The 14,424-nt window shown below is 42.2% G+C and carries 21 protein-coding genes and 1 pseudogene; 2 read left to right on the top strand and 20 right to left on the bottom strand.

Translation table 11 applies throughout. From position 1 onward, the window contains the following. Positions 1-15 precede the first annotated feature (15 nt). Complete coding sequence (gene gerD / locus GKC25_RS00955; RefSeq protein ID WP_187704285.1) at positions 16-603, top strand: spore germination lipoprotein GerD; 588 nt, start codon at positions 16-18, stop codon at positions 601-603. 38 nt (positions 604-641) lie between these two features. On the opposite strand, the gene GKC25_RS00950 is transcribed toward gerD, so the two are convergent. From GKC25_RS00950 to GKC25_RS00940, 3 genes are all read right to left on the bottom strand, one after another. Beyond that, positions 642-1,700, bottom strand: coding sequence for an Mrp/NBP35 family ATP-binding protein (locus tag GKC25_RS00950; protein WP_187704284.1), 1,059 nt, complete (start codon positions 1,698-1,700; stop codon positions 642-644). Between the two features lie 103 nt (positions 1,701-1,803). Beyond that, positions 1,804-2,517 carry an N-acetylmuramoyl-L-alanine amidase CwlD gene (gene cwlD / locus GKC25_RS00945; protein WP_034665571.1) on the bottom strand — a complete coding sequence of 238 codons (714 nt, stop codon included), beginning with the start codon at positions 2,515-2,517 and terminating at the stop codon, positions 1,804-1,806. Positions 2,518-2,575: 58 nt separating this feature from the next. Beyond that, positions 2,576-3,019 carry a YbaK family protein gene (locus GKC25_RS00940; RefSeq protein ID WP_050945810.1) on the bottom strand — a complete coding sequence of 148 codons (444 nt, stop codon included), beginning with the start codon at positions 3,017-3,019 and terminating at the stop codon, positions 2,576-2,578. Positions 3,020-3,163: 144 nt separating this feature from the next. Between GKC25_RS00940 and GKC25_RS00935 the strand changes: the two genes are divergently transcribed. Next, positions 3,164-3,733: a DUF4825 domain-containing protein gene (locus tag GKC25_RS00935; RefSeq protein ID WP_187704283.1), complete on the top strand. Its 570-nt coding sequence runs from the start codon at positions 3,164-3,166 to the stop codon at positions 3,731-3,733. 37 nt (positions 3,734-3,770) lie between these two features. Here the strand turns inward: GKC25_RS00935 and GKC25_RS00930 are convergent, their stop codons facing one another. The 17 genes and pseudogenes from GKC25_RS00930 to GKC25_RS00850 form a co-directional block, all read right to left on the bottom strand. After that, complete coding sequence (locus tag GKC25_RS00930) at positions 3,771-4,850, bottom strand: class A beta-lactamase-related serine hydrolase (protein ID WP_262417073.1); 1,080 nt, start codon at positions 4,848-4,850, stop codon at positions 3,771-3,773. A gap of 108 nt (positions 4,851-4,958) precedes the next feature. After that, complete coding sequence (locus GKC25_RS00925) at positions 4,959-5,477, bottom strand: GNAT family N-acetyltransferase (RefSeq protein WP_045210289.1); 519 nt, start codon at positions 5,475-5,477, stop codon at positions 4,959-4,961. Then, on the bottom strand, positions 5,464-6,210 hold the full coding sequence (locus GKC25_RS00920) for an amidohydrolase family protein (RefSeq protein ID WP_034665582.1): 747 nt from the start codon (positions 6,208-6,210) through the stop codon (positions 5,464-5,466). The genes GKC25_RS00925 and GKC25_RS00920 overlap by 14 nt, the downstream gene beginning before the upstream one ends. 97 nt (positions 6,211-6,307) lie before the next feature. After that, entirely contained in the window at positions 6,308-6,832 is a 525-nt protein-coding gene (locus tag GKC25_RS00915) for a GNAT family N-acetyltransferase (RefSeq protein ID WP_034665585.1), read from the bottom strand. Positions 6,833-7,030: 198 nt separating this feature from the next. Then, positions 7,031-7,423: a 30S ribosomal protein S9 gene (gene rpsI / locus GKC25_RS00910; RefSeq protein ID WP_003217273.1), complete on the bottom strand. Its 393-nt coding sequence runs from the start codon at positions 7,421-7,423 to the stop codon at positions 7,031-7,033. Positions 7,424-7,443: 20 nt separating this feature from the next. Next, on the bottom strand, positions 7,444-7,881 hold the full coding sequence (rplM, locus tag GKC25_RS00905) for a 50S ribosomal protein L13 (protein ID WP_003217042.1): 438 nt from the start codon (positions 7,879-7,881) through the stop codon (positions 7,444-7,446). Positions 7,882-8,047: 166 nt separating this feature from the next. After that, positions 8,048-8,791, bottom strand: coding sequence for a tRNA pseudouridine(38-40) synthase TruA (gene truA, locus GKC25_RS00900; RefSeq protein ID WP_034665588.1), 744 nt, complete (start codon positions 8,789-8,791; stop codon positions 8,048-8,050). A gap of 11 nt (positions 8,792-8,802) precedes the next feature. Further along, positions 8,803-9,600, bottom strand: a complete 798-nt coding sequence (locus GKC25_RS00895) for an energy-coupling factor transporter transmembrane component T family protein (protein WP_044139647.1) — start codon at positions 9,598-9,600, stop codon at positions 8,803-8,805. Then, positions 9,597-10,466, bottom strand: coding sequence for an energy-coupling factor ABC transporter ATP-binding protein (locus GKC25_RS00890; RefSeq protein WP_044139648.1), 870 nt, complete (start codon positions 10,464-10,466; stop codon positions 9,597-9,599). The genes GKC25_RS00895 and GKC25_RS00890 overlap by 4 nt, the downstream gene beginning before the upstream one ends. Continuing rightward, positions 10,442-11,284, bottom strand: a complete 843-nt coding sequence (locus GKC25_RS00885; RefSeq protein WP_095286189.1) for an energy-coupling factor ABC transporter ATP-binding protein — start codon at positions 11,282-11,284, stop codon at positions 10,442-10,444. The genes GKC25_RS00890 and GKC25_RS00885 overlap by 25 nt, the downstream gene beginning before the upstream one ends. A 124-nt stretch (positions 11,285-11,408) precedes the next feature. Further along, positions 11,409-11,771 (bottom strand): 50S ribosomal protein L17, encoded by a 363-nt coding sequence (gene rplQ / locus GKC25_RS00880; protein WP_003216944.1) that lies wholly within the window; start codon positions 11,769-11,771, stop codon positions 11,409-11,411. A 75-nt stretch (positions 11,772-11,846) separates the two neighbouring features. After that, entirely contained in the window at positions 11,847-12,791 is a 945-nt protein-coding gene (locus GKC25_RS00875; RefSeq protein WP_003217009.1) for a DNA-directed RNA polymerase subunit alpha, read from the bottom strand. A 175-nt stretch (positions 12,792-12,966) separates the two neighbouring features. Then, the gene (gene rpsK / locus GKC25_RS00870; RefSeq protein ID WP_003217231.1) at positions 12,967-13,362 is read right to left on the bottom strand and encodes a 30S ribosomal protein S11; all 396 of its coding nucleotides are present in this window, start codon (positions 13,360-13,362) and stop codon (positions 12,967-12,969) included. A 20-nt stretch (positions 13,363-13,382) separates the two neighbouring features. Next, the gene (rpsM, locus tag GKC25_RS00865) at positions 13,383-13,748 is read right to left on the bottom strand and encodes a 30S ribosomal protein S13 (protein ID WP_003217023.1); all 366 of its coding nucleotides are present in this window, start codon (positions 13,746-13,748) and stop codon (positions 13,383-13,385) included. A 21-nt stretch (positions 13,749-13,769) separates the two neighbouring features. Further along, on the bottom strand, positions 13,770-13,883 hold the full coding sequence (rpmJ, locus tag GKC25_RS00860) for a 50S ribosomal protein L36 (protein ID WP_003156543.1): 114 nt from the start codon (positions 13,881-13,883) through the stop codon (positions 13,770-13,772). 31 nt (positions 13,884-13,914) lie between these two features. Further along, complete coding sequence (gene infA / locus GKC25_RS00855) at positions 13,915-14,133, bottom strand: translation initiation factor IF-1 (protein ID WP_003217190.1); 219 nt, start codon at positions 14,131-14,133, stop codon at positions 13,915-13,917. Beyond that, positions 14,111-14,418 (bottom strand): annotated as a pseudogene (locus tag GKC25_RS00850) (KOW domain-containing RNA-binding protein). The gene infA and the pseudogene GKC25_RS00850 overlap by 23 nt, the downstream one beginning before the upstream one ends. Positions 14,419-14,424: the final 6 nt, after the last annotated feature.

Below are 14,424 nucleotides of genomic sequence, written 5' to 3'. Positions count from 1 at the left end.
GAAAGGAGCCACAGTATGTCAAAAGGCATCTTGCGTATAATGAGCTGTTTTCTTCTTTTATCTCTAACAGCTTGTGCTCCCAAAACCCAATCCTCATCTAATATGGACTATGACGAAACAAAGAAAATGGTCGTCGATATATTGAAGACAGATGACGGTAAAAAGGCCATTCAACAGTTATTAAATGACGAGGCAATGAATGAAGCTTTGGTAATGGATGAACAAACTGTGAAACAAACGATAGAGAAAACACTAACTTCTGATAAAGGCAAAGAGTTCTGGAAGAAGGTCTTTGAGGATTCTAAATTTGCCGAGACTTTCGCTAAATCCATGCAGCAACAGCATGAAAAGATGTTAAAACAGTTAATGAAGGACCCTGACTATCAGCAATTGATGATGGATATTCTCAAGGATCCCGAAATGGAAAAGAAATACGGTGAACTGGTGAAAAGCAAAGAGTTCAGAAAGCACTTAGAAAAAGTCATTACAGAAACATTAAGCAGTCCTCTTTATAAGAAGAAATTCGAAGATGAGCTCAAAAAAGCAGCATCTGAAAGCAGCAGTGATACTGGTTCAAAAGGCAGCGAAGAAAGCGGCAGTTAAACATCACCCGAGTGGAACTACATCCACTCGGGCTTTCATTATGCTTTTACTGCTAATTGTTCAATGACTTTATTCGCAATGTGTTGATACACTTCTCCTGTTGGATGGCTCGCATCATAGACGGATGGAGCAAAATCATCTTCATTCCAATCAGGCTGCCTTAGAGGAATTTGACCAAGGACCGATACTCGCAGCTCTTCCGCCAGCTTATCCCCGCCTCCTTTTCCAAAGACATATTCTTTCTCACCTGTTTTTTTGCTTTCATAATAGCTCATATTCTCAACGACACCCAGCACCTCGTGATCTGTTTGCAGTGCCATTGCGCCCGCTCTAGCAGCAACGAAAGCAGCTGTTGGATGCGGTGTTGTGACAATGATTTCTTTACAGCTTGGAAGCATTGTATGAATATCAAGCGCCACATCTCCCGTTCCAGGCGGAAGGTCTAATAGTAAGTAATCTAATTCTCCCCACTCGACTTCGTGGAAGAAGTTATTCAGCATTTTACCAAGCATCGGTCCTCTCCAAATGACCGGTGCATTTTCTTCAACAAAAAAGCCCATTGAAATCACTTTGACACCAAAGCGTTCCACAGGAATAATTTTTTCCCCTTTAACAGTTGGTCTGACGGTGATTCCCATCATATCCGGTACACTAAAGCCATAAATATCTGCATCAATCAGTCCGACTTTTTTCCCTAGACGAGCCAGTGCTACAGCAAGGTTAACAGACACGGTGGATTTACCAACGCCGCCCTTTCCACTCGCAATCGCTAAGAACTCAGGCGGATTTTTAGAGTTGAGCAAATTTTCTTCCTCATCTTGTGAAGGCATAAACCTTTCAAGTGTTTCCTGAGGCAATTCTTCAAAACGTAGCCCTACTGTGTTAGCGCCAGCTGATTTCAAGGCTTGTACGATGTCTTGCTGCAGCTTCATCTGCTCAGCAGTACCCGTTTTGGCAATGGCCACCTTTAAGCTCACATGCTCTTTTTCAGGCTTTAGGCTAATTTCCTTGATGGCATCCAGCTCACCAAGCGGTATATGAAGGAAAGGTTCGTCCATCTTCCCAATTAATTTTCTCACATCGTCTTGTCCGATCATAGCAGAACCTCACCCTTTATTGAATTCGTTTACAATCCAAGTATATCATACATATCCTTACAATGTCTGTCCTGTTTGCCTGCGATCAAAAGGAAAAAGCCCCTTATTCAGGCGGCTCTTTTTGCTCTGTTAAATATCTGAGAATGCCTTTATAAATGGAGGCAGCAATTTGATCCTGATATTTAGGTGTTGCCAGCTGTCCTGCCTCTTTCGGGTTGGAGAGAAAGCCAATTTCCACAAGGGCTCCTGGCTTTGTGACATTTTGCATTAAATAAATGCCATTGATCCGTTTCGCCTTTCGATCTGTGTTTTCAAGATTCCTGCGTAATTCATCTTGGATGAACTTCGCTGCCTTTTCATTCTCTTCATACTTTCCGTAAAAAAACGTCTGCGCTCCGCTCCATTTGTTCGATGGGATCGCATTTAAATGAATACTTAAGTAGAAATCCGCTTCAGACTCATTAATGACTTTTACGCGGTTCCTCAAATCCTCCGCTTTCTTCCGGGCATATCCCTTTGTATTCTTTGATGATAAATCAGAATCATCCTCTCGGGTCATAAGAACAAGCGCTCCCTGCTCCTGTAAATAGTCACGTATCTTCATGGATACATCCAGTGCAATCTCTTTTTCAAGCAGCTCTCCTCCTACGGCCCCGCCATCTGGACCACCATGACCCGGATCTAGATAGATGATCTTCCCGCTTAGAGGCAAATTCCACGATTTCCACGAATCATCATTTAGAAATTGAAACCTGAATAAGAATAAGAGGACAATAAACCCGATTAAAAACCCTGTCCATTTCAGCTTTCTTTTCATCCCTGTCCCTCCCATACACCATTATTTTATAGATATGGGACAAGGGCTGGAAATATGCTTAGTGCAGCCGAAGCTTATGCCTTTTTTCTGATTCTCGAAAGCCTTCCTGCCACCACATGCTTAAAAAATCCTTCGCAAATGGATACAGGCACGACATCTTCCGCTCCATTCGGAACATATTCCCCCACGATTGCAAACACCCTGCTAGCTCCTCAACTAGTTCATCTTCTTCATGAACTGACCTCTTCTTTATATCATCAAATGATTCACCGTACTTGCTCGACTCACCGTATCTCCCACCAGCTAAAAAAGCTTCAATGGCGAAATCGATGCAGCCATCACTCATAATACCTGCTGGATCATCTGCAAATGGAAACAGCTTCTTTGTGAATTTCTCGGAAGCGACCGTCACTTGTTGAAGAGACAATGTACGCAAAAGCTTCTTTTCAAGCGTGACATCTCGTTTTGTTTTCAGTTGATAAAATGAAAGCACTTCTGCCATGGACTGAACTCCTTTTTTCTTTGTATTGTTCGTTGGTTTGAACAAAACATGCAGTTCAGTAAATGGAAATCAATGATCTATCGTAATGGAAAATTGTGATAAAATAAACACTTATATAGAAAGAATGGAAAAGGGGCAAAATCAATGAAGAAGTGGATGTATATCCTGCTGCTATTAACAGTCATCCTATCTGCATGCAGCAGTCAAGCGACCGAGCAGAAGAGCGACATGAAAGGAATAGAAGACATATCCTTAAAACAGCTTTCCAAGCATAAAAGCACGTATCTAGGTAACAACTCAGCCATTCGTGACATCTTATCAGAGCTTCCTGGAGGCATGATTCGAGAATTTGAAATCGTTGATGGGAAAGCATTAGACGTCACGTACGGAGTAAAAGAAAATGCCGGATACACAGAAGAACAATTTGACGCATACTGGTTTGATCAAAAGGAGACAATTGAGAAAACGTATTTATACAACGCACTCGCACTTTTTATCCTTGTCGATAACGTAGAGCAAGTGACACTCAAAATGAACTCTAACGACAAATCATCCGTCACGTTTCAAAGAAAAGAGCTAGAAAAAAAGCTGCCTCACTCATTTAAAGAGTACCAAGACGATGCAGCGCTTTGGCAGAAGGAACTGGTTGATGGAGTTGTGAAGTCAAAAGAAAAACGCCAAGATGTATACAAAGCGTTTCCCATGCAGAATTAATAAAACAGAGGGGTGTCTCCCTCTGTTTTTTTGATGATTATTTAGTAAAAGCTTGAATCAATCGTTGTCGAAAGTTTTGATCCACTGCTGCAGTAAGCATAAATTCATTGAATACTTCCCCAACCCAGTGAGAATGATTCGCTTTCGGATCATTGATAAATAGAGAAATGGATATGGATGATGTTTCCGTTTTTCGATATAAAGCAGCTGTGAAAACAAACAAAGTCGATCCGCCTTTATACCAAATATATTGATCTTTTTCCGTCTTCAATGTTTCTCCCAGCACAATTTGGCTAAAAAGACGCTTTTCTTCTGTTGTTAACAGCTCATCCTGCAGACGTTTCATAAAATGTGCATATTGATTAGTTGTAGACTTTGTCATCTTTTGCGTCAGTAATGATTGAATACGCAAGCTTAATAAGTTCTTTTTCATCATTTTTTCTTCTAACGCCTTTTTTTGCTCTGGGTCATTTTTCATGATATTAAAAATCTCAATCATCAGAGATTTGTATTGCTCATCAGTTACACCGCTCATTTGCTTTAATGCATCCCGCCGAAGATCAGAAACATAGGATGACCACAAAAGCTTTGGGGTGACCGGCATGAGTTCATCATGTTCTGTAAGACCTGCTTGTTTCATCCGATCATTGATCTTTTCTAAGCCGAGCCGGTCAATTAAATAATCGGTACAAGCATTCGAACTGACTTGCATCATCCCTTTGGCGATATCTAATAAAGTCGCATGCTCAGAAAAATCGTTGACCTCGAGCCAGTACGTGTGAGCACCTCCGTCTGTTCTATCAATATAAAACCGCTCTATATCAGACAATGCCACTTTTTCATCTAGCTTGATGCCGCCACTGGAGATAGATTTGACAAAATGAAATAAAACCATTAATTTCACCGTACTTGCAAGTGGTGTTTTTTGATCACCATTCCAATCTAACACCACATCATCATTTTCAATGATTGTCACTGATACGTCCTTTTTGTTTTTTGCGACAAATGTCAAAAGATCTTCCTTCGTTTTCTTCATATCTCTTTTATACAGCAAGATTTGAACTACCACGTAAAGTATGGCTACACCAATAACAACGAGACCGATTTTGAGTAACATGTTTCTCCTTTCCAAATAACAGAGGATTTACATATTCAATATAACAAATATTTCAAATAAAGGCGCAAAAAAGCAGAGGTTCGTGAATCCCTCCACTTCTTGATGTTCTTATTGATGGGGCAGATGCAGTTTCATCCCATCATGCGTAGCTTCAAATCCTAATTTTTCATAAAAACGGTGTGCATCTGGCCTCTGTTTGTCTGTTGTTAGCTGAACCATATGACATCCACTGTCGCTGGCGCGTTGAATGGCCCATTTTATGAGCAGCTTGCCGACTCCTTTTCCTCTATGAGTAGAAGCCGTACGAACTCCTTCTATTGATGCTCTCCATCCTCCTTGATGTGTAAGAAATGGCGTCATGGTCAATTGGAGAACACCTACAGCTTCTTCCTGATCACACGCAACCATGAGTTCAATATTTGGATCAGCATCTATTGAGTGAAAGGCTTTGATATAGCTTTCTAATAATGGTTGAGTGTAGCGCTCTCTTTTTTGACCTAACATATCATCAGCGAGCATGAAGACGATCTTGTCGAGATCTTTCAGAGTGGCTTCTCTGAACGTCAGTTGGCTTAAATCCAATGAACACACCTCCTTTGAAATGAAGTGGAACTTATTGACCAACATACCAATGATGTGCGTTCTTATATAAGATGTGATCAGCAGCTTTTTCATCAAAAAGCTGTTGAATCAACTCAACATCACCGTATTCAAATGGACGCTTTGCCCTTGTGGATGGAAGGTCTGTACCAAACATCAGTGCATCAGGGTTCGTTTGATAGATAGAAGTCAATGCATGTTCAACGTTTAAATCGACACGTCCAAAACCTGTTGCTTTCACACGAACCCCTTTTTCAACCAGCTTTAGCAAATGCGGCAAGCCTTCTTCCGATAAGCCTAAATGATCAATTGAAACGGCCGGCAGCTTTTCAAGTGTTGATGAGATGTCAGGGAGATGCTTAGCGTCTATGTAAATCTCACTATGCCATCCCGCCAGCTCATACACCCTTCTCGCAAAATAATCGAGCTTCGAAATATTCTCCGAACCACCCCGCTTCACGTTAAAACGTAAAGCTTTTACCCCATGTTGATCCAAATGAACAATCTCATCATCAGTTGCTGTAAAAGGTAATTGAGTCACACCGCAAAAAGACGGCCCCATTTCATCCAGCACCTTCAACAAATAGCCTTGGTCAAAGCCTTGAAATGACCCTGACACGATTGCTCCACCTAAAATCCCAAAATCAGCCGTCTCTCTCCTATAATCATTCACCACATAACTATACGGTGTATATCCTTGGTTTTCTTGAATGGGAAAATCAAAATCAATGATATGAAAATGTGCATCAAAGATCCTCATGCCCGCGCCCCTCTTCTGCTTATTTGACCTGATTATATCAATAGCGAAAGCGAAGGGATATTTGGAATGCCGAATTACTTCATATCATGAAAACTTATCAAGTCTTCTTCATGAACCATTCATCTTGTAAAATGGCATAGTAAAACTCATCCCACCACTCGTTTCCTTGTGGTATACACTTTTTAAAATATCCTTCTCTTCTCATCCCCATTTTCTCCATCACTCTCCACGATGGCACATTTTCAGGCTGACAAGTGGCAATGATTCGATGTAAATTCATTGTGTGAAAGCCATAATTTAGTACAGCATAAGCCGCTTCTGATGCATAGCCTTTGTTTTGATATGCAGGATTGAAGACCCACCCAATTTCATATGTGTGCTCACCAAAGTACGGATGAAACGCGAGATGCCCAATGCATGTATGATCTTCTTTTAATAGGACAGCGACATACTTAGCATTTTCATGACGATTATTTTTGATAAATTCCTTCGCATCTTCTTTAGAAAATACATCTTCCGGAATATACTTCATCACTGCCGGATCAGATGTATATGCATAAACATCCTGCCAATCATCATCAGTAAATGGTCGAATGAGACACCTTTCTGTCGTTAGATTCATAGGACAACCTCCATAAATAATCTTCTTTTAAACAGAAAACTTTCTATACTCATATTTTATACGTATCCAAAAGGAAGTGACCAGTCATTATTTATTAAATAAAAAGCACAAAAAAAGCACCAGCAGGATGCTGATGCTTTTAATATATGGTTTGTCTGTAACAAACCTTTGTAAAACGTCCATACAATATAAAATTGATTAACGTTTTGAGAACTGAGGAGCTCTACGTGCGCCTTTAAGACCGTATTTCTTACGCTCTTTCATACGAGGGTCACGAGTAAGAAGTCCAGCACGTTTAAGTGATGTACGGTACTCAGGATCTACTTCTAGAAGAGCACGAGAGATACCGTGACGAATTGCTCCAGCTTGACCAGAGAATCCACCACCGTGAACAGTTACAAGAACATCGTAGCTGTTAGCTGTTTCTGTGATGTTCAAAGGCTGTTTCACGTCTTCGATTAAAGCAGCGAATGGAATGTATTCAGTAATTTCACGATTATTAACGACGATACGGCCTTCACCTGGAACTAAGCGAACGCGCGCTACAGAACTTTTACGACGACCTGTACCGTAATATTGAACCTGTGCCAAATTGTTAACCTCCCTTATAATTAACCGCGAAGTTCGTAAACTTCAGGTTGTTGTGCTTGATGTGGATGCTCAGAACCACGGTACACATTTAATTTTTTGAACATTTGACGGCCTAATGGACCCTTTGGAAGCATCCCTTTGATAGCAAGCTCCAACATTTTTTCAGGGTAGTTTGTACGCATCTCAAGAGCAGTTCTTTGTTTCAAACCACCTGGGTGCATTGTGTGACGGTAGTAAATTTTGTCCGTCAATTTCTTACCTGTTAATTCAATTTTCTCAGCATTGATGATGATGACGTGATCACCTGTATCAACGTGTGGTGTATAAGTTGGTTTGTGCTTACCGCGCAAAAGTGATGCTACTTCAGTAGAAAGACGACCTAGAGTCTTGCCTGCCGCATCAACAACTAGCCATTTGCGCTCAATTGTGCTTGCGTTCGCCATTGGTGTTGTACGCATGAGTTTCCCTCCTAAATAAATCAATGATTTTTCCTTGAATCAAATGCTACGTTCTATTTCAAAACACAAGATAAGTCTTCCGGGGCTTATTTGTGGGGTTGAAATACATACCATATGATATCTTATAACTTTCTGCTTCCTGTGTCAAGAACATGTTACACCTGGTTTAGTTGTCATAGAAAACTTCCCATAAATACAGTCCGTGACTAGGCGCAGTCTTGCCTGCCGCTTCGCGATTTCGGGCGGCAAGCATGGCTTTTATCTCCTCAGGGTGAAATTTACCAGATCCGATTTCAAGTAACGTTCCAGCGATAATTCGCACCATGTTGTATAAAAAGCCATTTCCTCTCACACGCATTTCAAGCCCGTCTGAGACGTTTTTCCACTCAAGGGTGTAAATCTCCCTCACCTTGTCCTGAACCTCTGTATTGGCCGCACAAAAGCTTGTGAAATCATGTGTGCCAATGAGGTGCCCAGCGGCTTCTCTCATTTTGCCTGCATCCAGCCGGTAAGGAAAGTGGCAGGCATACTGTCTCGTGAACACATTTTGGTGCGTTTCCGTTGAGACCTTATAACGGTACTCCTTCGAAACGACACTAAAACGTGCATGAAACGACTCATCCACTTCCTCAGCCTTTAGAACCCGGATATCATCCGGCAGGAGACTGTTGAGGGCAAAAGGCCATCTTTCCATCGGAATCGAGAGCGGCGTGTCGAAATGGATGACCTGTCCCTTCGCATGGACGCCGCTGTCCGTCCGGCCAGAAGCCACAATCGGAATCAGTTCATCCTGTTTATGCATTCTTGCAAGAGCCGACTCGATCTCCGTCTGAACAGTCCGCTGCCCAGGCTGCACCTGATAGCCTTTAAAATGTGTCCCATCGTAGGATACGGTACATTTGACCTTCATCTAGGAATCACCTAATTTCTCAGAAGCACAAGGAGTGCTGTTAACAGGATGAATAGGAGCAGCGTGAACGTGTCTTTCATGCCCCAGACAAGCTGACGGTATTTCGTCCGCCCTTCTCCACCGCGGTAGCCTCTCGCTTCCATTGCTGTCGCCAGTTCCTCTGCACGCTTAAACGCACTGACGAAAAGCGGAACAAGCAAAGGAACAATTGCTTTCATGCGATCTTTAAGAGGTCCGCTTGTAAAATCAACACCTCTTGCCATTTGTGCCTTCATGATTTTATCCGTCTCTTCTAGTAAAGTTGGAATAAACCGAAGAGAGATGGACATCATGAGAGCAAGCTCGTGAACAGGCAGTTTGATTTTACGGAATGGGTGAAGCAGCTTTTCCATGCCGTCTGTCACTTCTATAGGCGTTGTGGTTAACGTCAGAAGTGTCGTCATCATGATGAGATAGACAAAACGGAGTGAAATGAAAATCCCCTGCTTTAGACCTTCTTCATAAATATTTAAAAAACCAAAGTGAAATAGCAAGGCGCCATCCTTTGTCATGAAGATATGCAGAATGAAGGTAAACAGGACAATCCATAGGATCGGCTTCATTCCCTTGAGAATAAAGTATAGCGGCACCTGAGAAACCATCACCACAAGGAGGGTAAAGACACCTAAAAGCCCGTAAGTGATGTAATTATTAGCAAAAAAGACAATAAAGACAAAAAAGAAAATTGATAACAGCTTTGTCCTTGGATCAAGACGATGGACAAAGGATGAACCTGGCACATATTTGCCGATAATCATACTATCCATCATGATGTCGTGTCCTCCTGATAAAGAGCTGTTAAGGCTTCTGCCATTTCATCCATGGTCAGAAGCGGCCTCGGAAACGTAATGCCCAGCTTTTCTTCTACAGTCTGCTGGAATTTAATCGTTTCTGGGAGGTCGAGACCAAACGAAGACATGTCTGTACGATTAGCAAACAATTCTCTCGGCGTACCTGTCGCCTTCACTGTTCCTTTATGCATCACAATCATTTGATCCGCATAATGAGCGGCGTCCTCCATACTGTGTGTAACCAGAATCGTGGTAAGGTTTGCCTTTTGATGAAGCTCATAGAACATGTCCATGATTTCCTTCCGTCCGCGTGGATCTAACCCTGCAGTCGGTTCATCCAGCACAAGCACTTCTGGCTCCATCGCTAGAACACCTGCAATCGCCACACGTCTCATTTGACCGCCGCTTAGTTCAAAGGGAGATCGAGATAATAGAGATTCAGGAAGACCAACCAGCTTCAGCATTTCCTTTGCCTTCGCTTCTGCCTTCTCCTGAGGAACGCCAAAATTCATCGGACCAAAGCAGATATCCTTTAGGATCGTTTCTTCAAAGAGCTGATGCTCAGGAAACTGAAACACGATGCCTACTTTTTTCCGGAGGGATTTTAAATCCTTCTGCTTTTTATTGGCTTGTAAGACGGTATCTCCAAGCGCAATGCTCCCCTTCGTTGGTTTGAGCAATCCATTTAAGTGCTGCAGCAATGTGGACTTGCCAGAGCCTGTATGACCAATGACAGCGACATAACTGCCCTCTTGGATGGAAGCATTGACATCATACAAAGCGAGACGCTCAAACGGCGTTTTCATTTGATAACGATGCTCTAGTTCTTTGATCGTAATGTCCATAGCTCTTTCACCAATCCTTCTTGTGTCAAATGGGCATTTGCAAGCGGTACACCTTGCTGCTTCAATTGTTTGCTCAACCGATAGGAGAATGGCAGATCAAGTCCAATCTGAACCAGCTGTTCATCTAGTTCAAATACTTCCTCTGGGGTTCCCTCGGCAAATTTTTTCCCGCCATTCATGACAATGACCCGGTCTGCCTTGGCGGCCTCGTCTAAATCATGTGTGATGGAAATGACTGTGACCGTTCCTTGTTCCTTCAATAGTCTAACAGTCTCTAACACTTCTTCACGGCCGATCGGATCAAGCATCGATGTTGCTTCATCCAGGATCATGATGTCAGGGCTTGCGGCAAGAACACCTGCAATGGCAACTCTCTGCTTTTGCCCGCCTGATAGATGGTGCGGCTCTTGATCAAGAAACTCCTGCATATTGACCTGTTTAACAGCCCAATCTACACGTTCTATCATCAATTCCCGCTCAACCCCGTTATTTTCTAAACCAAAAGCCACATCATCACGAACCGTTGAGCCAACGAATTGGTTATCTGGGTTTTGAAAGACCATTCCGACCTTTTTGCGAACATCCCAAACACTCTCTTCTTTGAGCTCAATCTCTCCAACCTTGACCGTTCCAGCATCCGGTAAAATGAGCCCATTCAGTACACGGGCAAGTGTGGATTTACCTGAACCGTTATGGCCAACAATGGCGAGCCATTCATTTTGGTTCACATGCAATGACACTTGATCTAAAGCGGGCTTGTCCGCATCCTTGTGATAACGAAATACAATGTCCTTTACGTCAATTAATGTCTTCCCCATCTCTACCGGACCTCCTCTCAGCTCAATCTCTTCTTTGCTTATTGCTAAAAAGCCGTAGTATCTAAAAAAGGGCATAGATCCAGTTATGAACTGTCCCGCCCTTTCTTAGATACACGCTATGTGATTAAACTAATTCAATGACAGCCATTGGTGCGCCATCGCCGCGACGAGGTCCAAGCTTCATGATACGAGTGTATCCACCTTGGCGATCTTCGTAGCGAGTTGCAACGTCAGCGAATAATTTTTGAAGTGCATCTTGGTTTGTTTCAGCATTAGCTACTTCATTACGAATGTAAGCTGCAGCTTGACGGCGAGCATGAAGATCTCCGCGTTTGCCAAGAGTGATCATTTTTTCAACTACAGAGCGAAGTTCTTTCGCACGTGTTTCAGTTGTTTCGATGCGTTCGTTGATGATCAAATCAGTCGTTAGGTCACGAAGCATTGCTTTACGTTGTGCACTAGTGCGTCCTAGCTTTCTGTATGCCATGTGATGTCCCCTCCTTAGTTAGAGATGCTGTATGAATAAAAAACACACGAAAATCCTAGTTCACAATGAAACTAGTCAATCGTCTTTACGAAGACCCAGTCCAAGTTCTTCTAGTTTCGCTTTCACTTCTTCAAGAGATTTACGTCCAAGGTTACGAACTTTCATCATATCCTCTTCTGTCTTGTTAGCAAGCTCTTGAACAGTGTTAATACCCGCACGCTTCAAACAGTTGTAAGAACGAACAGAAAGATCAAGCTCTTCAATTGTCATTTCAAGCACTTTTTCTTTTTGGTCTTCTTCTTTCTCAACCATGATTTCAGCATGCTGAGCTTCGTCAGTTAACCCAACGAAAATATTCAGGTGTTCAGTTAAAATCTTAGAACCTAGAGCGATCGCTTCTTTCGGTCCTGTGCTTCCATCAGTCCATACATCTAGTGTTAATTTATCATAGTTTGTGATTTGCCCAACACGGGTGTTCTCCACTTGATAAGTCACACGAGATACAGGTGTATAGATTGAGTCGATCGGAATCACACCGATTGGCTGATCGTCTCTTTTGTTTGCATCAGCAGGATTATACCCGCGACCTCTTTGTGCAGTTAAGCGAACACGGAAGCTCGCATTCTTGCCAAGAGTTGCGATGTGGAGATCTGGATTTAAGATTTCAATATCGCTGTCGTGTGTAATATCAGCAGCTGTTACAGTACCTTCATCTTGTACATCAATTTCAAGCGTCTTCTCTTCTTCAGAGTAGATTTTGAGTGCAAGCTTTTTAATGTTTAAGATAATCGTTGTAACATCTTCAACCACGCCTTCGATCGTTGAGAATTCGTGTAAGACACCATCTATCTGGATCGATGTTACAGCTGCACCAGGAAGTGAGGATAAAAGGATACGACGAAGGGAGTTCCCTAAAGTGGTACCATATCCACGCTCAAGTGGCTCTACGACAAACTTGCCATACTTGGCATCGTCGCTGATTTCAACCGTTTCGATTTTTGGTTTTTCAATTTCGATCATCTAATAAAACCCTCCTTCAAAACGTCGAAACCTCGAATAGAATCATATGAGATTCCATCCGAAATTCCTCATTGTTTAGTCCCGTATGTGCTCAGGCAACGAGTCGTGTATTCGTCTCATAAATAACTGTATCATAACCCATTATTGACAGGGACACAAAATCTATACAAACAAATTACACGCGGCGACGTTTTGGTGGACGGCATCCGTTATGAGGAACTGGAGTTACGTCTCTGATTGCAGTAACTTCAAGACCTGCAGCTTGAAGTGCACGAATTGCAGCTTCACGACCAGAACCAGGACCTTTAACAGTTACTTCAAGTGTTTTAAGACCATGTTCGATAGAACCTTTAGCAGCAGTTTCAGCAGCCATTTGTGCAGCGAAAGGAGTAGATTTACGAGAACCTCTGAATCCTAATGCACCAGCACTTGACCAAGAAATTGCGTTTCCATGAACATCAGTAATCGTTACAATCGTGTTGTTGAAAGTGGAACGGATATGAGCGATTCCAGCTTCAATATTCTTTTTCACGCGACGTTTACGCGTATTTTGTTTACGAGCAGCAGCCATTCTTTAACTACCTCCTTTACTTATTTTTTCTTGTTAGCTACAGTACGACGCGGACCTTTACGAGTACGCGCGTTGTTTTTTGTGTTTTGTCCACGAACAGGAAGTCCTCTACGATGACGGATTCCGCGGTAGCTTCCGATTTCAATTAGACGCTTAATGTTAAGTGAAACTTCACGACGAAGGTCACCTTCTACTTTAAGTTTGTCAATGATATCACGGATTTTACCAAGTTCGTCTTCAGTTAGATCGCGAACGCGAGTGTCTTCAGAAACACCTGCTTCTTTAAGGACTTGTTGCGCAGTCGTACGACCAATTCCAAAAACATATGTTAAAGAAATGACAACACGTTTATCACGTGGAATATCTACACCAGCAATACGAGCCATGATTTGGGCACCTCCTTGTTATTAGCCTTGTTTTTGTTTATGTTTTGGGTTTTCACAGATCACCATTACTTTTCCTTTTCTGCGAATAACTTTACATTTTTCACAGATAGGTTTAACAGATGGTCTCACTTTCATGTGTTTCCAACCTCCTTCTTCCGGAGTTGCTTTATTTGTAACGGTACGTAATTCTACCACGAGTTAAGTCATATGGAGATAATTCTACCGTAACTTTGTCTCCAGGTAAAATGCGAATGAAGTGCATACGGATTTTTCCTGATACATGAGCCAAAACTGTATGACCATTCTCTAGTTCAACTTTGAACATTGCATTTGGCAAAGTTTCTGCTACAGTACCTTCCACTTCAATTACATCGTCTTTCGCCATTCAAGTGTTCTCCCTTCTTCAAATCAGTAACTTGCTCTCTGACAAATGTCCAAATGAGATCATCTCAATTGTCCATCTATCACCCGACCTGTTTTGAATATACTGTTCTGAACTTCCGGAGATACGCAACCATAAAAGGTTATATGATTGATATTTTTTCTTAGGAGAATGAAATTTACGCTTTTCTCCGTCTGCGATTAGTACATGGCAGCCACCGAACATGCCGATGACACCTGTATACTGATCTTGTTCTTTCCTTTGGACTATACAGACAACCTGCCCGATTTGGGC

Origin of the sequence: Bacillus pumilus (genome assembly GCF_038738535.1) — a bacterium.
GTDB lineage: Bacteria > Bacillota > Bacilli > Bacillales > Bacillaceae > Bacillus.
Note: the sequence above shows the minus strand (reverse complement) of the source record. Positions and strands in the feature narration are given on the sequence as shown.